We start from the raw sequence: 20,135 nt of genomic DNA, 5'->3' as shown, positions 1-20,135 counted from the left end.
CCGCTCCTGTTTTCAGGAGCGGCTCTTTGTATACTGGCAGGTTAGTCGGTTTATGGAAAGATGCCGAGGGATTGGTAGCTGACGCCGATTTTCTCGATGGCGCTGTAGAAAGCGGCGGTGCGCAGGTCGGTGATGCCTTCTACCTCGTCCATCACCTTGCGGATGGATTGGTAGGCGGTAATCATCGTGTCTTCGAGGCCGGAGCGTACGAGGTCGATTTCGTCGGCACCATGCACGATTTGCTGGCGTTCTTCCGGCGTTATGGTCTTGCCGGTAGTGCGCTCAATGGTGGCTACCAGCCGGCGCATGGCGCCTTCCTCAGCCCGCTTGCCCATGCGGCCAAACCGCACGTTCGACAGGTTTTTCAGCCACTCGAAGTAAGATACCGTCACGCCGCCGGCGTTGAGGTAGAGGTCGGGCAGGATGATGATGCCCTTCTCCAGCAGGATTTTCTCGGCGCCCTGCGTGGTGGGGCCGTTGGCTCCTTCGGCAATAATCTTGGCCTTGATGTTGGCCGCGTTGCCCTCATGAATCTGGTTTTCCAGCGCAGCCGGCAGCAGCACGTCGCACTCGTACTCCAGCAGATCCAACGACTCGGCTACGTCCTGCGCCCCGGCGAACCCCATGATGGAGCCTGTTGCCTCGCGGTGCTTGAATACGGCGGCCACGTCGAGGCCTTTCTCGCTGTAAATGCCGCCTTCCCGCTCGGCAATGCCGGTGATGAGGGCGCCTTCTTCCTGGCAGAAATGAGCCGCGTAGTAGCCCACGTTGCCCAGTCCCTGCACGATGATGCGCTTACCGGCAATGCCGCTGCTCAAGCCCGCTTTCTTCAGCATCGGCTCATCCAGCAGCAGCTCACGCAGCCCGTAAAACACGCCCAGGCCCGTAGCCTCGGTCCGCCCCCGGATACCGCCCTGCCCTACCGGCTTGCCCGTTACGCAGCCCAGCGCGTTGGTGTCGCCGTACTTGAAGGTCATGTACGTATCGGCAATCCAGGCCATTTCGCGGCTGCCGGTGCCGTAATCGGGGGCCGGCACGTCCATGCCAGGTCCGATAAGGTTCTTTTTGATCAGTTCACTGGCGTAGCGCCGCGTCACGCGCTCCAGGATATTGACGGGCGTAGTGCGCGGGTTGATCTTCACGCCGCCTTTTGCGCCGCCGAACGGCACGTCTACCAGCGCACACTTGAAGGTCATGAGCGTGGCCAGGGCCATTACTTCCTCCTCATCTACATATACGCTGTACCGAATGCCGCCCTTGCTGGGCAGCTTGTGGTGGCTGTGCTGCACCCGAATGCCTTCGAACACCTGCACGTGACCGTCTACTTCCACCGGGAAGTTGACCTTATAAATGCTGTTGCAGGCCCGGATCTGGGCGATAATGCCGGGGTCGAGCTTGGAGAAGCTGGCCGCGTGGTCGTAAAACCGCAGCACGCTCTCGTAGAAGTCCTTGCCCTGTACCTGTTCGTTGGCCATAAGTGGATGGAATTGAAGGTGGGAGATGTATCAGCAAACGGCAGCCCGACCGTTGGCGTTGTGCCTAACTGCGTTTTTAAGGCCGCTAGAACGTTGTAGAGACGCAATATTTTGCGTCTCGTCGTTGAACAACGGCACCGCGCATATCAAACAACATTAGCAACGACGAGACGCAAAATGTTGCGTCTCTACAACGTTCTAGCGGCCCCGCCCAGATTCCTCCCTTTGGTCGGAATGACAATAGGCCAAATACGCAGCAAGCCGCCCCCGAACCGGGAGCGGCTTGCTGTTTCCTGAGGTTTTCCCGGCTTCACGGTTAGTAGAAAGCGCCTGCCAGCACCGTCCACAAAATCCGTGAAATCCGCGAAAGAATCCGCGTCAATCTGTGATTTAGTAGGTGTACTCGTTGGCGGCAATGAGGTGGTCGGCGATGCGACGACGGGCCTCCTTGGCGTTGTAGAGGTCCGACTTGGTGAAGCGCTTCAGGCCCATGGCTAGCAGACGCTGCTCGTCGCCCTCGGTCATGGTGCCGATAGCGTCTTTGCCGAACTTGTTTACTTGGTCGATGGTGTCGTAGAGGTACACGCGGGCAATGTCGATTTGCGTCGAAACGGCCTCCTCACCTTTGGTGGCGACTTCTTTCTCCACGCGCAACAGGGTGCTTTCGGCGGTGTATACCTTGATGGCCATATCAGCAATGTTCATCAGTACTTCCTGCTCTTTGGCGAGCGAGTTCATGTACTTCTGCACGGCCGTACCGGCTACCATCAGAATGGCCTTCTTCAGCTTGGCAATGGTTTTCTTCTCGGCCGCAAACAGGCCGGTTTCCTCTTCCAGGTTGAAGTCCGGAATAGCCATCAGTTCCTGCTGCACGGCCTGGGCCGGACCCATCAGATCCAGTTCGCCCTTCATAGCCTTCTTCAGGATCATGTCTACGAGCAGCATGCGGTTGATTTCGTTGGTGCCCTCGAAGATGCGGTTGATGCGCGAATCCCGGTAAGCGCGGTCCATCGGGTAGTCGGCCGAGAAGCCGTAGCCACCGTAGATCTGCACGCCTTCATCCACCACGTAGTCAAGCACTTCCGAGCCTTCCACTTTCAGCAAAGCGCACTCCACGGCAAACTCGCGGGCAGCACCCAGCAGAGCCTCGTTGTGGCTCTGGCCTTTGCTGAGCAACTCCTGCTCCATGCGGTAGATGTCCATGCCAGCGCGGTAAATAGCCGATTCCACGGCGTAGATACGCACGGCCTGCTGGGCCAGCTTGTACTTTATAGCGCCGAACTTGCTGATGGGCAGCTTGAACTGCACCCGCTCGTTGGCATATTTCACGCTCAGCGTGGAAGCCATTTTGGTAGCACCCAGGCAAGCGGCAGCCAGCTTGATGCGGCCGATGTTCAGGATGTTGAAGGCAATGAGGTGGCCTTTGCCAATCTCGCCCAGCACCGCCGATTTCGGCACTTTCACGTCGGACAGGAACACCTGGCGGGTCGAGGAACCCTTGATGCCCATCTTGTGCTCCTCGTTGCCGAGGCTCAGGCCGGGCGTTTCTTTCTCGATGATGAAGCCGGTGAACTTATCACCGTCCACCTGAGCGAAAACGATGAATACGTCGGCGAAACCACCGTTCGTAATCCACATTTTCTGGCCGTTGAGCACATAATGCTCGCCGTCTTCGGTGGGCATGGCTTTGGTTTTGGCGCCCAGGGCGTCGGAACCGGAGCCGGGCTCGGTGAGGCAGTAGGCACCCATCAGCTCACCGTTGGTGAGGCCGGGCAGGTATTTGGCTTTCTGCTCCTCGTTGCCGAAGTATAGAATGGGCAGCATGGCAATGCCCGTGTGGGCCGCGAAGGCCACCGGGAACGAGTGGCCACCACCCACACCCTCCGTCACGCGCAGCGACGTGGGGAAGTCCATGTCCAGTCCGCCGTACTGCTCGGGAATACTCACGCCGAACAGGCCCAGCTGGCCAGCCTTTTCCATCAGGCCGCGCATAAGTCCTTCCTCGTGGTTATCGAGGCGCTCGAGCAGCGGCTGCACTTCCTTCTCCACGAAGTCGAGAGCGGTCTGGTGCATCATGTTCTGCTCCTCCGAAAAATCGGCGGGCGTGAATACGTCCTGGGCGTCGGTTTCCTTGATGATAAACTCGCCGCCTTTCACAAGTTGGTTAGCTACTTCCATGATGGGTGAAGGTTGAATTGAGTGGGAAATGTTGAAGTCAAAACCAGAAACTACTCGGCTTACCTACTATTTACCGGCAAGTAAGCCCCGTTGTTTTGTCGTACCGAAAGATACAAAAATATGTTATGCTTGCCGACTACTTTCTGAAAAAAGAAGCTCCAACCAAGTCAGAGCTTCTCTTTTCAAAGGTTACCGTGGGAAAGGCCCATACCAGGCGTCCGTCAGGGCCGAGCTGGTCGCCTGGGCCACTTCGGGCCGCTGGGTTAGCCACTGCTGCAGCTGCTGTTGGCGGTGCTGGGTCTGCTCCTTGGTTATCCGAATCACGGGCTGCACGAAGAAGGACACCAGGGAGCCACCCATCATTAGGTCCAAGTCGTCTACCTGCGCCATCAGGGGCTCCCACAGCGAGGAGCCTTGCTGGGCCGCATCGCTCTTTAAAACGAGGGTGACGTACCAGCCGAATTCCTGAAATTCGCTACGGTATGTCTTCTTCCGAAGTCGCTTTTTCATAGTCCGTTCAAAAAGCAGTGCTGGGACGAAGCCCGTTGGGCAATTCATCCCAGCATTAGGTTACTTCAGCAGCTCGTAGATGCCGGCTACGCCCTGGCCGCCGCCGACGCAGGCGGTTACCATGCCGTACTTCTGGCCCCGGGCACGCAGCTCGTGGAACAGCTGGATGCTGAGCTTAGCGCCGGAGCAGCCCAGCGGGTGACCGAGGGCAATGGCGCCGCCGTTCACGTTCACTTTGCTCTGGTCCATGTCCAGCTCACGCATTACGGCGAGGCTTTGGGAGGCGAAGGCCTCGTTGAGCTCGAATAGGTCGATATCCTGGAGCTTCATGCCGGCTTGGCGCAGCGCCTTCGGCACGGCCTTAATGGGGCCCATGCCCATGATGCGCGGGTCGATGCCTTCGGTGGCGTAGGTCACCATGCGGGCAATCGGCTCTAAGTTCAGCTCCTTCACCATGCGCTCCGACATAACGATGACGAAAGCGGCACCGTCGGAGGTCTGCGAGGAGTTACCGGCCGTTACCGAGCCGTTGGCCGCAAACACCGGGCGCAGCTTGCCTAGGGCCTCTAGGGAGGTATCGGCGCGGGGGCCTTCGTCGGTGTCCACTACGAACGAGCGGTTTTTCTTTTTACCGGTGGCCTGGTCGAGGTAGGTTTCCTCCACGGTTACGGGCACAATCTGGTCCTTGAACTTACCTTCCTGAATGGCTTTGATGGCCTTCTGGTGGGAGTTGTAGGCAAACTGGTCCTGGTCTTCGCGGGTGATGCCGTAATCCTGGGCCACGGCTTCGGCGGTGAGGCCCATGCCGAGGTAGTAGTCGGGGTGCTGCTGGGCGAGCTTGTAATTGGGCACGGTTTTCCAGCCCACGGTAGGCACCAGGCTCATGCTTTCGGTACCACCGGCCACGATGCAGTCGGCCATACCGGCGGCAATTTTACCGGCGGCCATGGCAATGGTTTCCACGCCGGAGCCGCAGTAGCGGTTCACGATGAGGCCCGACACGTTCATCGGCAGTGCCAGCAGCGAAATCAGGCGGCCCATCTGCAGGCCCTGCTCGGCCTCCGGTACGGCATTGCCCACAATCACGTCGTCGATGCGGGTGGGGTCCAGCTGGGGCACCGAGGCCACCAGGTGCTTGATGACGTCGGCGGCGAGGTCATCGGGGCGGGTGAAGCGGAAACCGCCACGGTTGGCTTTGCCAACGGCCGTGCGGTAGCCTGCTACGATATATGCGTTCATGGTTTTGAGTCTTAGAGAAGGTGGGTAGCTCTAGTCGCCTCACCCCCTAGCCCCCTCTCCGAAAAGGAGAGGGGGGACTAGAGGCTAGTTTTCGTTCTGCTATGAGGGGCAGCGCTAAAACTAAAATCTAGTTTTTCTAGGGCTAGTTCCCCCTCTCTTTTCGGAGAGGGGGCTAGGGGGTGAGGCCACCGTTGTTAGTTCCGCAGCGGTTTGCCAGTCGTCAGGATGCTTTGAATCCGCTCCAGCGTTTTCCGTTCGCCGGTGAGGCTGAGGAAGGCTTCGCGCTCCAGGTCCAGCAGGTACTGCTCCGATACTTCGGTGGGGCTGCTCAGGTCGCCGCCGCACATGATGTAGGCCAGCTTGTTGGCAATCTTCACGTCGTGGTCGGAGATGTAGTTGCCCTGCTTCATGGCGTGCACGCCAGTCAGGAACATGCCCAGGGCGCCTTTGCCCTGCACCTTGATGTTGGTTTTCTGCAGCGGCTGGGTGTAGCCATCCTCGGCCAGCTCAATGGCGGCGGCTTTGGCCTGGGCCAGTACGCGGTTGGAGTTCACCACCACTTCGTCGCCGCGGCGCAGGAAGCCCAGGTCGAAGGCTTCGTGGGCCGAGGTGGATACTTTGGCGGTGCTCACCGTCATGAAGGCGTTGCGCAGCAGGTTGTACTCCGGCTCACCTTCCTCGTACTTGAGGGCGGTACGCAGGGTCATTTCCTTGGTGCCGCCGCCGCCCGGAATCAGGCCTACGCCGAATTCCACGAGGCCCATGTAGGTTTCGGCCGCCGCTACCACCCGGTCGCAGTGCAGGTTCAACTCGCAGCCGCCGCCAAGGGCCAGGCCGTGGGGCGCGCCCACCACCGGAATGCTGCTGTAGCGCATCCGCATCATGGCCTGCTGGAACTGGGCAATCATCAGGTTCAGCTCATCGTACTCCTGGTCCAGCGCGAACATGTACACGAGGCCCAGGTTGGCGCCGGCCGAGAAGTTCGGCGCGTCGTTGCCCACCACGAGGCCGCGGAAGTCCTTTTCAGCCAGCTCCACGCCTTTCAGCAAGCCCTGGATTACGTCGGAACCCAGCGCGTTCATCTTCGAGTGGAACTCCACGTTCAGGATACCGTCGCCCATATCAAGCACCGAGGCCCCGGCGTTTTTCCACAGCACTTTGCCCGTGGCGCGCAGGTTATCCAGAATGATGAAGTTCTCCATGCCCGGAATGGCTTGGTAGCTCTTCGACTCGATGTCGTAGAACTGCTTCACGCCCGCTTCGCTCACTTTGTAGAAGGCAGTGTGGCCGGCGGCTACCATCTCCTCTACCCAGGGCGCTATGGTTTTGCCTTCAGCCTTGGCCAGCTCCAGGCCCTTCTGCACACCCAAGGCATCCCAGGTTTCGAAGGGGCCCAGGTCCCAGCCGAAGCCGGCGCGCAGAGCATCGTCAATCTTGTAGAGCGAGTCGGTGATTTCCGGAATTCGGTTGCTCACGTAGGCAAACAGGCCTGCGAAGGTCTTGCGGTAGAAGTCCCCAGCCTTGTCTTTGCCGGCGGCCAGCACCTTGAAGCGGTCCGCCAGCTTCTCAATCGGCTTGGTGGCTTCCAGGGTGGCAAACTTCACCTTGGCGCTGGGCTTGTACTCCAGCGTGTTCAGGTCGAGGGCCTGAATTTCCGACTTGCCGCCGGCGCCCTTCACTTTTTTGTAGAAGCCCTGAGCGGTTTTGTCGCCCAGCCACTTGTTCTCGGCCATCTTCTTGATGAAGTCGGGCAGCTGGAACACGTGCTTGGCTTCGTCGTTGGGCAGGTTCTGGGCGAGGCCGTTGGCCACGTTGATCATCGTATCCAGCCCCACCACGTCGGAAGTGCGGAACGTGGCCGACTTGGCGTGGCCGATAACCGGACCCGTCAGCTTGTCTACTTCCTCCACCGTCAGGCCCAGTTCGCTCATCACCTGCACCACGTCCATGATAGCGAAAACGCCCACGCGGTTGGCAATGAAGGCCGGGGTATCCTTGGCCAATACGGTGGTTTTACCCAGGTACAGGTCGCCGTAGTGCATCAGGAAATCCACCACCGACTTGTCGGTTTCCGGCGTCGGGATGATTTCCAGCAGCTTCAGGTAGCGGGGTGGGTTGAAGAAGTGCGTGCCGCAGAAGTGCTTCCGGAAGTCGTCGGACCGGCCTTCCGTCATCATATGAATCGGAATGCCGCTGGTGTTAGAGGTGATGAGCGTGCCGGGCTTGCGGAACTGCTCTACGCGCTCAAACAGGCTTTTTTTGATGTCGAGACGTTCCACTACCACCTCAATCGTCCAGTCGCAGCCGGCAATGTCCTTGAGGTTGTCGTCGAAGTTGCCGGTCTTGATGCGGGCGGCATCAGCCTTGCGGTAGAGCGGCGACGGATTGGCCGCCACGGCTGCCTGCAACGAGGCATTCACGATGCGGTTCTTCACGGCCGGGTTGTCCAGCTTCAGGCCTTTGGCCTCTTCGGCGGGCAGCAGCTCCTTGGGCGCAATGTCGAGCAGCAGTACCTGCACACCGATGTTGGCGAAGTGGCACGCAATGCGCGAGCCCATCACCCCGGAGCCCAAAACGGCTACTTTTTTGATGGTACGATTCATTCGTGGGGAGGAATGAGGTGGGAAGAAATAAGTTATTGGTTGTCAGATACTAATCGTCAGTCAAAGACCGGAACTAGTCGTCATGCCGAGTTCTTACGCAAACGGGCGGCCCTTTCGGCAAAAGGCCAGCCCGTAAAAAAAACTCCGCGCCGCCCGGCTAGGCCGGCGACTCGGAGCGCAAGGGTTTCAGCTTGAAATCGTCGTAGAGCGTTTTGCCCTCAATCATGCCCGTAATCTGGCCGACTACCTTAAAGAACACGTTCAGCTCGCTCTGCGGGATTTTGTCGCGCACCTTCAGGTTGAAGTGGCGCACCGTCTGGCGGGAAATTTCCTTGCCGCGCAGGCCTTCCTCGGTCAGGAAGATGCGCACCGAGCGTTTGTCCTGGGTGTCAGCTTGTTTATAGATCAGGCCTTTTTCTTCCATAGAGCGCAGAATGCGCGTCAGGGAGCGGGTTTCGAGGCCCAGCAGCGGCGCTATTTTGGTAGCCGGCGTGCCGTTTTCCTGGTCGATGTTCAGCAGCACGAAGCCGATGCTCGTGGTGATGTCGTGCTTGGCGGCCTGCGTATTATACATACGCGAAATGGCGTGCCAGGCAACTTTGATGTTATAATCGACGGTTTCTTCGGGAGTCATGGGAGGGTACTGCAAGTCCGGTAAACATACAGAAAACTGTTATGCTTGCATACTAAGTTAGCCAAAAAAATTTGGCACTCTCCTATCCGGCAAGCGGCCCGCCCACCGCAAAGCGGCAGGCGGGCCGGACAAGCTACCGGACTTTGCCGGACCTAGTGGCCGCCAGCACCGGCCGGCTTCTCGGCGTTCTGGTACAGGCCCTCGATGATTTCCTGGTTGTTCTGGGTGATGATCTTGCGCTTCACCTTCATGGTAGGCGTCATTTCGCCGGTTTCCACGGTCCAGAGCTGGGGCAGCAGGGCAATGCGCTTCACCTGCTCCCACTGCGCGAAGCTGCCGTTGTACTTGTTTACCAGCTCGTTGTACATCTTCACCACCTTCTCATTCTTCACCAGCTCCTCGTTGGAGCAGTTGCAGTCCACGCCGTTGCGCTTGCACCAGCCCTTCAGGTCGTCGAAGGCGGGGATGACGAGGGCGGAGGCGAACTTCTGGCCGTCGCCGACCACCATGCACTGCTCCACCAGCGGCGACTCCTTAAGCTTGCCTTCAATGACCTGCGGGGCAATGTACTTGCCGCCCGAGGTCTTGAACATCTCCTTCTTGCGGTCGGTGATTTTCAGGAACTTGCCATCTACCAGTTCGCCGATGTCGCCGGTGTGGAACCAGCCGTCGACGTCGAACTCCTTGGCCGTCAGCTCGGGCTTGTTGTAGTAGCCCAGCATCACCGACTCCGACTTGGTGAGGATTTCGCCGTCGGGGGCGAATTTCACCTCGGTGTTGTCGATGATGGGGCCTACAGTGCCAATCATGTTGTTTTCAGGCTCGTAGCCGCCCACGGCAATTACCGGGGAGGTTTCCGTGAGGCCGTAGCCTTCCATCACCCGAATGCCGCCGGCCCAGAACACGCGGGCCAAACGCGGCTGCAACGCCCCGCCGCCGCTCACGATGCAGCGCAGGTTGCCGCCCAGTGCCTCGCGCCACTTGCTGAAGATAAGCTTGTTAGCCAGCGCCAGCTGCGTGTTATAGAGGAAGCCGCCGTCCTTCTGGTTGTCGAATTTCAGGCCCAGGTTGAGCGCCCAGAAGAACAGGCTTTTCTTGACGCCGGTCTGCTCGTGGCCTTTTGCCACAATCTTGTCGTACACTTTTTCCAGCAGGCGCGGCACGGTAGTGAAGATTTCGGGCTTCACCTCGCGCAGGTTTTCGGCAATGCTTTCCATGCTCTCGGCGTAATAGATGCTCACGCCGTTGAGCAGGTAGATGTGCGTCACCATTCGCTCGAAGATGTGGCAAAGCGGCAGGAAGCTTAGGGCCTTGTCGTTTTCGGTGACGGGCACGAACGGCTGGGCGTTGCGGCAGTTGCTGAGGATGTTGTTGTGGCTCAGCATCACACCTTTGGGCTGGCCGGTGGTGCCCGAGGTGTAAATCAGCGTCAGCAGGTCGTGGGGCTCTACGGCGGCTTTAATCGGCTCCAGGTCGGCAGAGTTGCCTTTTTTGCCCAGCTCCAGCAGCTCGTTGAAGTGGCGGGCGCCGGCTACCTCATCGAAGGTGAAGACGTTCTGCGCCGGAATATCCAGGCCCTGCGTGGCTTCCTTCACCTTGTCGTACAGCTTCTGATCCGACACAAACACGGCCTTTACGCCGGCATCGGTGAAGATATATTTGTAGTCTTCCACCGTGATGCTGGGGTACATGGGCACACTGGTGGCGCCCAACTGCGCAATGCCAAAGTCAGCAAACATCCACTCCGGCCGGTTCATCGAAATGATGGCCACCTTATCATCTTTGCCGATGCCGAGGCTGCGCAAGCCCAGGCTCACCTGGTTGACTTTCTCGATGACGGTATCGGTGCTGATGGGGGTGTACTGGCCGTTGAGCTTGTGGGCGAAGCAGTCGGGCTTGTTGTATTTCTGCTGCAGCTGGGGCAGCAAATCGAACGTACGGCGGATGTCCATGCGGTGGTGGAGACGTTGGTGGGATGGGCAACTGGAGATGAGAACAACAGTAGCCTGCCTACGGCGCCGGAAAGCAAGCCGGACAGGAACTACCGCTTAAATAACTACTTTTTTCGCGGGAAAGCTCCTATTGCCTGCAAAACCCCGATAGGGCCGTGGCCCGCTTTTGCGTAGCTTTGTCGGAGTCTGCTCCCTCCGCGCACGATGAATCTGGCCATCTTTTTTGACCCGCTCGCCGAAGAGCTGGTAGCTTCTGCATCCCCCACCACCACTCTGGCCGGCTACGTCACGCCCTTTCTGGACGCGTTTCCGGACTGGCGGGCGGCTGATCTGGCCCTGATTGGACTGGACGAATGGCGTGGCAGTGCGGCCGGCTCTCCCGCTACGCACGGGGCTGACGCGGTACGCCGCTACCTGTATCGCCTGCAGAAAGGCACTGGTCCGTGCCGGCTGGTGGATCTGGGCAATCTGCGCCCGGGCCTCACGCTGGAGGACACGTATCAACGATTACGGGAAATTATTGCGGCCCTGCTGGAACAGGGTACGGTTCCGCTGCTGCTGGGCGGCTCTCACGACTTGGACTACGGCCAGTTCCTCGCCTACGAAACCCTGGACCGGCCCGTGAGCTTCGCCACCATTGATGCGCGCGTGGATATGGCGGAGCCCGATTCGGCGTATTCCGAAGATAGCCACCTGCGGCGGATGCTGCTGCACGAGCCCAGTTTCCTATTCAACTTCGCCCAACTGGCTCACCAGCAATATTTGGTGGCGCCCGATGTGCTAACGGCCCTGGAAAAGCTGCATTTCGAAACGTTGCGCGTGGGCCAGATCCGCGACGACATCCGGCAGGCAGAACCGTTGCTGCGGCAGGCCGACTTCGTAAGCATTGACATTGCGGCCCTGCGCTGGAACGACGCGCCCGGCTACTACCCGGCCAATCCGTTCGGGCTTACCAACGAGGAAGCGGCCAAGCTGGCCTGGTACGCGGGCTGCAACGACCAGCTTACTTCGTTCGGCCTCTACGGCTACCGTCCCGATTACGACACGCACGGGCTGGCCGCTATGGTACTGGCCACCATGCTCTGGTACTTCATCGAAGGGTACTACCACCGCCGCCGCGAAACCGAGTTTCGGGGTCCCAGCTTCGTACGCTACGCCGCCGGTCTGCATGGTCCACCTGATTACAGCCCCCTAGACGACGTTGAGCTGGACGGCCCCGACCGGATTGTGTTCTACAAGTCGCAGCAAACGGACCGCTGGTGGATGGAGGTTGTAAACCTGGCGGGCAACGTGAAGCGCATTGTGCCTTGCAGCTACCAAGATTACTTGCACGCAGCCCAGGGCGACCTGCCCCACCGCTGGATCCTGACGCAGGCCCTGCTAGGGTAGCTTATTGGTTTTTGGGTACTCGTTTTTGGTTTTTGGCTTCTTATGAATGATGTATCCTCAGACTTGTCAGCAGACTCAGGCAAGTCCGCGCCCAACAACCAAAAACCAGCAACTAACAACTCCGATCTGCCCACGTACACCCGCGGCCAACTGGCTTTGCGCAACGGGCAGGACCGGGACGAAATCTGGGTGGCGTACCACGGCAATATTTACGATGTCACCCGCTCCCGCCTCTGGAAGCGCGGCAACCACTACGAGCACTGGGCCGGCCAGGACCTGACCCGGGAACTGGACCACGACGCCCCGCACACGCCCAACGTTTTTGACAAATTCCCGGTTATCGGGCGGCTGGCCTGATCCGGCCGATAGTCTGTTTTCCTTCCTGTTCTGCCCGCATGAATACTACCGAAAGTCCTTCCGTTTTCAATAACCTCGAAACCCTCTCGACGGCGGAGCTGCTGGCGGGCATCAACAGCGTAGACCAGACCGTACCGCAGGCCGTGGCGAAGGCACTTCCGCAAATTGAGGCGCTGGTAGAGGCCACCGTAGCCCGTTTGGCGGCCGGCGGCCGGTTGTTTTACATCGGGGCAGGCACCAGCGGCCGGCTCGGTATTCTGGACGCTTCCGAGTGCCCGCCCACCTTCGGCGTACCCCACGGTGTGGTTATTGGTATCATTGCGGGCGGCGACACAGCCATTCGGAAGGCCGTGGAAAACGCCGAGGACGACGCAGAACAGGCTTGGCGTGACCTGCGGGCCTATGACATCAATGAGCAGGATATTGTAGTGGGTATTGCCGCTTCCGGCCGTACACCCTACGTGATTGGCGGGCTGGAGCAGGCCCGCCGGCACGGGACGGCAACGGGCTGCATCGTGTGCAACGCGGGTTCCGGGGTGGCGGCTGTGGCCGAGTTTCCGGTGGAAGTAGTAACGGGCCCCGAGTTTGTTACCGGCAGCACCCGCCTCAAGGCCGGCACTGCCCAGAAGCTGGTCCTCAACATGCTGACTACGGCCACGTTCATTCGTCTAGGCCGCGTGAAGGGCAACAAAATGGTGGATATGCAGCTCAGCAACGCCAAACTGGTGGATCGGGGCGAGAAAATGCTGATGGACGAGCTACGCATTGCTCAGCCCGAAGCCGCTGAATTGCTCCGGCAGCACGGCTCGGTGCGGGCGGCGCTGGTGGCGTATAAGGCATGACCGAAGCGTATGCGCATCATTCCAGCATACGCCCCCATCACACCCTGGCTTATTGCTGCGTTATCTTTAGCGCAAACGGGGCTGACTTATCTCGTCCTACAACTAGACCCGAGTGATGCGTTGATGAGCTTAAGTGACGGTGGAAGTATCTTTCTACCTCTAGCGCTTGTATTACTTGTTTTAAGCCTAGCCGCATTCCGAGGCAAGCACTGGTTCCAAGGACTATGGGCTTTATTGTTTGGACTGCCCGGACTGCTACTTGGCAGTATGTCGCTTTACCTGCTATTCTGTTGCGGAACATTCTCGTAGCCGAACACATTGCTATTGCTTACCGTTTCGTGTTGTAAGCAATCTGCCTTCCTCTATGCACACCCTCGAGCCGCATTACGCCTGGCTGGATCAATATCAGGCCAACGAAGACCCCCGCTCCCCTTTGTTCGAGGCTGAGAATAGCCTCGACAGCTACGTCAATACCATTTACGGTTACTATATCCATCCGCAGTGGGACAGCCTCGATTCGGAGACGCTGTACCTGAAAATTCTGTTTGTGGATTATGAGGCGGAGGCGGCTATTCTTGAGTTTATCGGCGAGTGGAATGATGCTATTGAAAACGACGTGATGCTGCTCAAACGCAACATCATCGACCTGATGACGCACGAGGGTATCCGCAAATTCGTGCTCATCGGCGAAAACGTGTTCAACTTCCACGGCTCCGATGATTCGTATTACGAAGAGTGGTTTGAGGACGTGGAAGATGGCTGGATTGCGGCCGTCAACTTTCAGGAGCACGTTATCCGCGAAATGCGCCAGTACAACGTAGATTCCTACCTCAATTTCGGCGGCCAGCTGGATGACCTGCCCTGGCGTACCTATGCCCCGCGCAAGCTGTTCGAAGTAGTGGATAACCTGTTGCAGCGCCGTTTGGGGTAAGGTGGTAAACTGATGAGTGAACCCGCCGGTATTTTAACCGGTCTTCACAACCGATGCTGGTACTACCAACAAAAAAAGAGGCTCTCCGCAAGTGGAGAGCCTCTTTTTTGCGTCCTAGACGCTGCCGTAATTACTGGGCAGGAGTCGTAGCGGGAGCGGGGGTAGCCTGGCTGGGCATAGCGTCAGCCTGGTCTTCCATAGCGTCGGCTTTGGCTTCGGTAGTAGCTTCTACCGAGTCAGCACCAGCTTCGTTGCCAGCAGCTTCCATAGCATCAGCTTTGGCTTCGCCATTAGCTTCAACGTTGTCAGCAGCTTGCTCCATGTTGTTTTCTTTCTGGCTGTCGCAAGAAGCGAAGGAGAACGAAACAGCGGCCAGGGCGAGGAACAGTACTTTTTTCATGATCAGGAGAATGTGAGAGATGGAAATTCAGTTGGATTGACCGAGCGGCTTTCACCGTCAATCGGGACTTTATAAGCGGTTGCAAAAAAGGTAACCCGTCACCGCTCAACTTTTTTCATACTTTTTTTTCCACCCTGCTTCCTCGCACGCGTCACGGCACAAAAAAAGGCGGCCCCCGATATCGGGAGCCGCCTTTTTTGTGGGCGCCGAGCGGCGCGCCGGCTTACTTGGCGTCGGTTGCGTCAGCAGCGTTTTCCATAGCGTCGGCTTTGGCTTCGGTCGAAGCTTCTACTGAGTCAGCACCGGCTTCGTTGCCAGCAGCTTCCATAGCATCAGCTTTGGCTTCGCCAGCTTCTTCTACGTTTTCAGCCTGAGCTTCCTGGGCGTTTTCGGTTTTGCTGTCGCACGAAGCGAAAGAGAACGAAACAGCAGCCAGGGCGAGGAACAATACCTTTTTCATGATGGGGAATGTAAGAGAATGAATGTCAGTTTGAAGAGCTTCAATTTTCTGGCCTGGGCCGGAAATCGAAGCTTTATAGCAGTTCTGGCAGAAGGTAACCCGGCCGGCAGAAGAAATTTTCATTTTCTCTTCACCAACTCCGGCAGTGGCCTTTTACTTCTTGCGGAATACGATGCCGATGGGCACGCCGGTAAAGTCGAACTTCTCGCGCAGGCGGTTTTCCAAGTAGCGCGTGTAGCTTTCCTTCACGTACTGCGGCAGGTTGCAGAAGAAGGCAAACACCGGGTTGTGGGTAGGGAGTTGGGTAACGTACTTGATGCGCACCAGCTTGCCCTTCTGAATAGGCGGCGGATACTTCTCGATTTCCTTCAGCATCACCTCGTTCAACTCCGAAGTCGGAATTTTACGACGCTTGTTTTCGTACACTTCAATGGCCGTTTCAATGGCTTTGTGCACGCGCTGCTTGGTGAGCACCGACACGAAAATCACGGGCGGATACGCAATGGGCGCAATCTTCTCCATGATTTTGGCCTCGAACTCCTTGGCCGTGTTGGTTTCCTTGTTCTCAATCAGGTCCCACTTGTTCACCAAAATCACGATGCCCTTGCGGTTCTTATCGGCCAGGCCGATGATGTTCACGTCCTGGGCCTCAATGCCCCGGGTAGCGTCCAGCATCACCACGCAGATATCGGCTTCCTCCAGTGCCCGGATGGAGCGCAGCACGGAGTAGAATTCCACGTCTTCGTGTACCTTGGTTTTGCGGCGCAGACCGGCCGTGTCCACCAGCATGAACTCCTTGCCGAAGGCATTGTACCGCGCCTGGATGGAGTCGCGGGTGGTGCCGGCAATGTCCGTCACGATGCTGCGGTCGGTACCCAGCAGCAGGTTCACGAACGAGGACTTGCCCACGTTCGGGCGGCCCACCACGGCAATTTTCGGAATGCCCAGGTCGGGCTCCTCGATGCCTTCTTCCTCAAAATGGCTCACCACGGCATCCAGCAAATCGCCGGTGCCCGAGCCGCTCTGAGAGCTGATGGGAAAGATTTCGCCGTCGCCTACCCCAAGCGTGTAGAACTCGCCGGAAGCGTGGGCGCGGGCGTTGGTATCGGCCTTGTTGGCGATGATGTAAATAGGCTTTTTGCCCTGGTAGCGGCGCAATACGCTGGCAAACTCCTCATCGAGGTGATGCACACCGGTATCGGCATCTACCATGAACAGCACCACGTCGGCCTCATCAATAGCCAGCTTTACCTGCTTGTTGATTTCGCCTTCGAAGATGTCGTCGGAGTTGTGCACGTAGCCGCCCGTGTCAATCACGGTGAAGTACTTGCCCGTCCAGTCGCCGTAGCCGTAGTGCCGGTCGCGCGTAACGCCTGACTCGTTGTCCATGATGGCCTTACGCTGGCCTACTAAGCGGTTGAACAGGGTGGATTTGCCCACGTTCGGGCGGCCCACAATGGCAATGGTATTTTTCATGCGTCTGACTCCAGCCGCCGGCCCGACCAAGTTCGGCAGTGCCCGGAGTAGTTAAATGAGTGTGAGGTCGGAAGGACTATGAAGTGGTGATTTAGTGACTTAGTGAGTTTGTTTTCCGCTTACACTGCTTGCACAAGAACTCACTAAATCACCAATCAATAAATCACCTATTGGTACCCGAACCGGCTGAGGGCCTTGGGGTCGGTGCGCCAGTTTTCGTTGACTTTGACGTGGATTTCGAGGAAGACTTTCTTCTGGAAGAACTTCTCCATTTCCTCGCGGGCCCAGGTGCCTACTTTTTTCAGGGCCGCGCCCTGCTGGCCGATGATGATGCCCTTCTGGCTGGACCGCTCCACGTAAATAATGGAGCGCATTCGAATGATGTCCTCGTCTTCCTTGAACTCCTCGATTTCTACTTCGCAGCTGTACGGAACCTCTTTCTTGTAGAGCTTGAAGATTTTCTCCCGGATCATCTCGGCCGCGAAAAACCGCTCGGGCTTATCGGTCAGCTCGTCTTTGGGGTAGTAAGGCGGATGCACGGGCAGGTAGCCGAGCACCAGATCCAGCAGCTCGCCGGTCCCGAATTTTTCGAGGGCCGAAATAGGTAGCACACGGGTGGCATTGGGCAGGTGCTCGCGCCAGTAGTCCACCTTGGCTTCCACCTCGGCTTGGTCGGCCTGGTCGATTTTGTTGACGAGCAGCAGAATGGGCGTATCCACCATCTTGCGCAGACGCTCCACTACCGGCTCCTCGTCGTGCTTTTCGTAGATATCGGTTACAAACAGAATCACGTCGGCATCTTCCAAGGAAGAGTACACGAACGACATCATGGCGTTGTGCAGCTCGTACTTGGGCTGAATGATACCAGGCGTGTCGGAGTACACCAGCTGGAAATCCTCGCCGTTGAGGATGCCCAGGATGCGGTGGCGCGTGGTCTGGGCCTTGCTGGTGACGATGCTGAGCCGCTCTCCCATCAGGGCGTTCATGAGCGTGGACTTGCCCACATTGGGTTTGCCGATAATGCTCACGAAGCCGGCGCGGTGCGGATTGGAAGATGTATTCATTTCAGAATCTGAAATTTGGGCTGCAAAGGTACGGTTATTTTAGGCCATTAGCAGTTAGCTGTCAGCTATTAGCTTCTTTTGCAGGTTGATTTAAAGTCAAAAAGCCGGTTTGCCGGTTAATGACGCAATCAACTGGTCCGGCAGCTGCCGGACCGCCGGCTTTTTTCTCTCACCGCAGACCTGCACCCTCCGGTTAACAGCCAACAGCTCAACAAAATGCCCTCTACTTCCCCTACCAACGGCCGCATCGGCGTTCTGCTCGTCAACCTGGGTACGCCCGATTCGCCCCAGACCGGCGACGTGCGCCGCTACCTCAACGAATTTCTGACCGATGGCCGGGTAGTAGACATGCCGGCCGCCATCCGGTATCCGCTGTTTCAGGGGCTGGTGGTGCCGTTGCGCGCGCCCAAATCGGCCAAAATCTATCAGCAGCTCTGGACCGACCGGGGCTCTCCCCTGCTGTTCCACGGCCTCGACTTACAGAAGCTGGTGCAGGAAAAGCTCGGCAAGGACTACCTAGTAGCCTTCGGGATGCGCTACCAGAACCCCAGCATTGAGAAGGCACTGCAAGAACTGCGCGACGCGGCCGTGGACCGCATCATTGTGTTACCGCTGTTTCCGCAGTACGCCTCGGCCAGCACGGGCTCGGTGCAGGAGAAGGTGATGGAGATTGTGAGCAAGTGGTGGGTGGTGCCCAGCATCTCGTTTATCAGCTCGTTTGTGGAGGTACCGGGCTTCGTGGGCACGTTTGCCACGCTGGGTAAGGAGGAAATGGCCAAGCATGACTACGACCACGTGGTGTTCAGCTACCACGGCATTCCGGAGCGGCACGTGCTGAAGGGCAGCCACAACGGCCACTGCAAGCTGGGCTCCTGCTGCGCCAGCTACACCAAAAGCAACCGTTACTGCTACCGCGCCCAGTGCTTCGAAACATCAAGGCAGCTGGGCAAAGCCCTGGGCCTCTCGCCCGAGCAGTACACCACCTGCTTCCAGAGCCGACTGCAAAGCCGTTTGCGTGACCCGTGGCTGCAACCCTACACCGATGAGGTAATCAAGGAATTCCCCGCCAAAGGCATCAAGAGCGTGCTGGCCTTCAGCCCCGCCTTTGTGGCCGACTGCTTGGAAACGACCATCGAAGTAGGCGAAGAGTTCAAGGAGCTATTTGAGGAAGCCGGCGGGGAACATTGGCAGCTGGTACCCAGCCTCAACACGCACCCGCAATGGGTAGAAACCGTCGCCGATATGCTGCGCCAGCATTAGGGTTTTTAAAGCCAGAGGTCAAAAGTCGAAGCTCCTGTCATTGCGAGCAAAGTGCGGCAATGACAGGAGCTTCGACTTTTGACCTCTTTGACCTACTACCGAATCCGGCGCTGATAGAAGCGGGAGCCGTCGTAGCCGGGCTGGTTGTAGAAATCCGGTTCAGTGGTTTCGGCCAGCGGCAGGTTCAGGGCGCGTAGCATAGCCTGCTCATATTCCCGGGTAATCTGAATTTCGACGTAGGGCGGATACTCCAGCACACTCCGGGCCGTAAGTGAGGGAACGAATACGTTGTCGGCATCCTCGTCGAGGGCGGCTACCCCGATGGGCAGCAGGATATGCCGGTCCCGCTCGTTAATGTGCAGGCTTTCATCCAGCTCTACATCAAGGTAGCGCACTTTCAAGGCGTCGGCATCCACAATCAGCTCGAATACCTGCCCGAATTGCTGACCGTCGGCCCCGCGTACGGCCCAGCCGCGCACATCGGGGTTGCCGTCGGCTACTTCAAACTCGGTCAGGTCGCGCAGGCGGCGCAGGTGCAGGCCCTGGCTGGAGGGAATAGGGTCGGTAGTAGATTCCATAGTAGCGGAGAAAGAACGGGGAAATACAGGGGGCTGGGAGCTTACTGGGGCGGTTCGTTAAGGGCCTGGGCTAGGCGCGCGGCGCGCGTGAAGTAGTCCTGCACCTGCTGTTGCTCGGCGGCCGTGGTGGTGCGCCCACTCAGGTTTCCGGCCACGGCCGACAGCTCGCGGGCCTCCGTTTCGAGGGCCGGATAGCTTTGCTGCTGCATGGCTAGGGCAAGGGCGGCGGCAGCCACGTAGCCGGGCCGCAGACTGGTACCGGCCTCATCCAGGCGGCTGATGGCACTGGTCAGGTCGTCGCGGCGGGTCTGGATGGCGGGCCGGCGCAGGTCGTCCCGGTCGGCTAGGCTCACTAGGTTGGCCGCCAGCAGACGCAGGCCTTCGCGGCCGTACGTGGGCTGGGCAGCATCGCCCTGGGCGAAGGCCGCCAGTACCTCCGGCGTGGCCGGAGCCGGCGCAGCAGCCATATCGGCTACAGCATCGGGGGCCGGACGGGGGCCGGTTTCGGCACCGGTGGTGCTGTCGGGCGGGGCGGGGATGCCGGAGCCGGCCGGGGCGGGCACATCGGTAGGCGGCGCGGTTTCGGCCCGGAACAGGAAGTAGGCTGCCACAGCCAGCGCGGCCAGCACCAATAACAGAATCAGCCAGCGGCTGGGAGGACTTTTCTTGCGTTGAATGTTGATGTCTGCCATGAAACGAACGGGCTGGAGTTTGAGCAATCCATACGGAAGCCGGCCAAAATACGATGCGTACCGGGGTTTCGTGCTTTCCGCTACATTCGCTGCGT

General features: G+C 58.5%; 18 protein-coding genes. 5 read left to right on the top strand and 13 right to left on the bottom strand.

The window, feature by feature from the left end:
• Window positions 1–50: 50 nt before the first annotated feature.
• The 7 genes from EI293_RS14195 to EI293_RS14165 form a co-directional block, all read right to left on the bottom strand.
• Complete coding sequence (locus EI293_RS14195; RefSeq protein ID WP_125438940.1) at window positions 51–1,475, bottom strand: Glu/Leu/Phe/Val family dehydrogenase; 1,425 nt, start codon at window positions 1,473–1,475, stop codon at window positions 51–53.
• A gap of 390 nt (window positions 1,476–1,865) precedes the next feature.
• Entirely contained in the window at window positions 1,866–3,653 is a 1,788-nt protein-coding gene (locus EI293_RS14190) for an acyl-CoA dehydrogenase family protein (RefSeq protein WP_125438938.1), read from the bottom strand.
• A gap of 189 nt (window positions 3,654–3,842) precedes the next feature.
• A complete protein-coding gene (locus EI293_RS14185; RefSeq protein ID WP_170170380.1) occupies window positions 3,843–4,163 on the bottom strand; it encodes a 50S ribosome-binding protein YggL in 321 nt (106 codons plus the stop codon).
• Between the two features lie 60 nt (window positions 4,164–4,223).
• Window positions 4,224–5,402: an acetyl-CoA C-acyltransferase gene (locus tag EI293_RS14180; protein WP_125438934.1), complete on the bottom strand. Its 1,179-nt coding sequence runs from the start codon at window positions 5,400–5,402 to the stop codon at window positions 4,224–4,226.
• Window positions 5,403–5,596: 194 nt separating this feature from the next.
• The gene (locus EI293_RS14175; protein ID WP_125438932.1) at window positions 5,597–8,005 is read right to left on the bottom strand and encodes a 3-hydroxyacyl-CoA dehydrogenase/enoyl-CoA hydratase family protein; all 2,409 of its coding nucleotides are present in this window, start codon (window positions 8,003–8,005) and stop codon (window positions 5,597–5,599) included.
• A gap of 157 nt (window positions 8,006–8,162) precedes the next feature.
• Window positions 8,163–8,639, bottom strand: coding sequence for a MarR family winged helix-turn-helix transcriptional regulator (locus EI293_RS14170; protein ID WP_125438930.1), 477 nt, complete (start codon window positions 8,637–8,639; stop codon window positions 8,163–8,165).
• Window positions 8,640–8,791: 152 nt separating this feature from the next.
• Window positions 8,792–10,591 (bottom strand): AMP-dependent synthetase/ligase, encoded by a 1,800-nt coding sequence (locus EI293_RS14165; protein ID WP_125438928.1) that lies wholly within the window; start codon window positions 10,589–10,591, stop codon window positions 8,792–8,794.
• A gap of 204 nt (window positions 10,592–10,795) precedes the next feature.
• Here EI293_RS14165 and EI293_RS14160 point away from each other — a divergent pair, with 204 nt between their 5' ends.
• The 4 genes from EI293_RS14160 to EI293_RS14145 all read left to right on the top strand — a co-directional run bounded on the left by EI293_RS14160 (window position 10,796) and on the right by EI293_RS14145 (window position 14,110).
• Window positions 10,796–11,980, top strand: coding sequence for a formimidoylglutamase (locus EI293_RS14160; RefSeq protein WP_125438926.1), 1,185 nt, complete (start codon window positions 10,796–10,798; stop codon window positions 11,978–11,980).
• Between the two features lie 63 nt (window positions 11,981–12,043).
• The gene (locus tag EI293_RS14155; protein ID WP_246010647.1) at window positions 12,044–12,337 is read left to right on the top strand and encodes a cytochrome b5 domain-containing protein; all 294 of its coding nucleotides are present in this window, start codon (window positions 12,044–12,046) and stop codon (window positions 12,335–12,337) included.
• A gap of 38 nt (window positions 12,338–12,375) precedes the next feature.
• Window positions 12,376–13,179, top strand: coding sequence for an N-acetylmuramic acid 6-phosphate etherase (gene murQ, locus EI293_RS14150; protein WP_125438922.1), 804 nt, complete (start codon window positions 12,376–12,378; stop codon window positions 13,177–13,179).
• A 364-nt stretch (window positions 13,180–13,543) separates the two neighbouring features.
• Entirely contained in the window at window positions 13,544–14,110 is a 567-nt protein-coding gene (locus EI293_RS14145; protein WP_125438920.1) for a hypothetical protein, read from the top strand.
• A 130-nt stretch (window positions 14,111–14,240) separates the two neighbouring features.
• Here EI293_RS14145 and EI293_RS14140 read toward each other — a convergent pair whose 3' ends face one another.
• From EI293_RS14140 to era, 4 genes are all read right to left on the bottom strand, one after another.
• On the bottom strand, window positions 14,241–14,510 hold the full coding sequence (locus tag EI293_RS14140) for a hypothetical protein (RefSeq protein WP_125438918.1): 270 nt from the start codon (window positions 14,508–14,510) through the stop codon (window positions 14,241–14,243).
• A gap of 223 nt (window positions 14,511–14,733) precedes the next feature.
• Window positions 14,734–15,093, bottom strand: a complete 360-nt coding sequence (locus tag EI293_RS14135) for a hypothetical protein (RefSeq protein WP_211339588.1) — start codon at window positions 15,091–15,093, stop codon at window positions 14,734–14,736.
• 30 nt (window positions 15,094–15,123) lie between these two features.
• On the bottom strand, window positions 15,124–16,446 hold the full coding sequence (der, locus tag EI293_RS14130) for a ribosome biogenesis GTPase Der (RefSeq protein ID WP_125438916.1): 1,323 nt from the start codon (window positions 16,444–16,446) through the stop codon (window positions 15,124–15,126).
• 167 nt (window positions 16,447–16,613) lie between these two features.
• A complete protein-coding gene (gene era, locus EI293_RS14125) occupies window positions 16,614–17,510 on the bottom strand; it encodes a GTPase Era (RefSeq protein ID WP_125438914.1) in 897 nt (298 codons plus the stop codon).
• Between the two features lie 216 nt (window positions 17,511–17,726).
• Here era and hemH point away from each other — a divergent pair, with 216 nt between their 5' ends.
• Entirely contained in the window at window positions 17,727–18,770 is a 1,044-nt protein-coding gene (hemH, locus tag EI293_RS14120) for a ferrochelatase (RefSeq protein ID WP_125438912.1), read from the top strand.
• 95 nt (window positions 18,771–18,865) lie between these two features.
• Here hemH and EI293_RS14115 read toward each other — a convergent pair whose 3' ends face one another.
• Together EI293_RS14115 and EI293_RS22120 are read right to left on the bottom strand one after the other, a co-directional pair.
• Entirely contained in the window at window positions 18,866–19,348 is a 483-nt protein-coding gene (locus tag EI293_RS14115) for a PRC-barrel domain-containing protein (RefSeq protein WP_125438910.1), read from the bottom strand.
• Window positions 19,349–19,389: 41 nt separating this feature from the next.
• Window positions 19,390–20,040, bottom strand: a complete 651-nt coding sequence (locus tag EI293_RS22120; protein ID WP_170170379.1) for a hypothetical protein — start codon at window positions 20,038–20,040, stop codon at window positions 19,390–19,392.
• Between the last annotated feature and the right edge of the window lie 95 nt (window positions 20,041–20,135).

Origin of the sequence: Hymenobacter perfusus, assembly GCF_003944765.1 — a bacterium.
GTDB lineage: Bacteria > Bacteroidota > Bacteroidia > Cytophagales > Hymenobacteraceae > Hymenobacter > Hymenobacter perfusus.
Note: the sequence above shows the minus strand (reverse complement) of the source record. Positions and strands in the feature narration are given on the sequence as shown.

Coding starts and splice junctions, on each gene's coding strand:
- hemH (WP_125438912.1), top strand. CDS start 17,727: ATGCCCTCTACTTCCCCTACCAACGGCCGCATCGGCGTTCTGCTCGTC.
- EI293_RS14115 (WP_125438910.1), bottom strand. CDS start 19,348: ATGGAATCTACTACCGACCCTATTCCCTCCAGCCAGGGCCTGCACCTG.
- EI293_RS14170 (WP_125438930.1), bottom strand. CDS start 8,639: ATGACTCCCGAAGAAACCGTCGATTATAACATCAAAGTTGCCTGGCAC.
- EI293_RS22120 (WP_170170379.1), bottom strand. CDS start 20,040: ATGGCAGACATCAACATTCAACGCAAGAAAAGTCCTCCCAGCCGCTGG.
- EI293_RS14195 (WP_125438940.1), bottom strand. CDS start 1,475: ATGGCCAACGAACAGGTACAGGGCAAGGACTTCTACGAGAGCGTGCTG.
- era (WP_125438914.1), bottom strand. CDS start 17,510: ATGAATACATCTTCCAATCCGCACCGCGCCGGCTTCGTGAGCATTATC.
- EI293_RS14175 (WP_125438932.1), bottom strand. CDS start 8,005: ATGAATCGTACCATCAAAAAAGTAGCCGTTTTGGGCTCCGGGGTGATG.
- der (WP_125438916.1), bottom strand. CDS start 16,446: ATGAAAAATACCATTGCCATTGTGGGCCGCCCGAACGTGGGCAAATCC.
- EI293_RS14135 (WP_211339588.1), bottom strand. CDS start 15,093: ATGAAAATTTCTTCTGCCGGCCGGGTTACCTTCTGCCAGAACTGCTAT.
- EI293_RS14145 (WP_125438920.1), top strand. CDS start 13,544: ATGCACACCCTCGAGCCGCATTACGCCTGGCTGGATCAATATCAGGCC.
- EI293_RS14165 (WP_125438928.1), bottom strand. CDS start 10,591: ATGGACATCCGCCGTACGTTCGATTTGCTGCCCCAGCTGCAGCAGAAA.
- EI293_RS14190 (WP_125438938.1), bottom strand. CDS start 3,653: ATGGAAGTAGCTAACCAACTTGTGAAAGGCGGCGAGTTTATCATCAAG.
- EI293_RS14180 (WP_125438934.1), bottom strand. CDS start 5,402: ATGAACGCATATATCGTAGCAGGCTACCGCACGGCCGTTGGCAAAGCC.
- EI293_RS14185 (WP_170170380.1), bottom strand. CDS start 4,163: ATGAAAAAGCGACTTCGGAAGAAGACATACCGTAGCGAATTTCAGGAA.
- EI293_RS14140 (WP_125438918.1), bottom strand. CDS start 14,510: ATGAAAAAAGTACTGTTCCTCGCCCTGGCCGCTGTTTCGTTCTCCTTC.
- murQ (WP_125438922.1), top strand. CDS start 12,376: ATGAATACTACCGAAAGTCCTTCCGTTTTCAATAACCTCGAAACCCTC.
- EI293_RS14160 (WP_125438926.1), top strand. CDS start 10,796: ATGAATCTGGCCATCTTTTTTGACCCGCTCGCCGAAGAGCTGGTAGCT.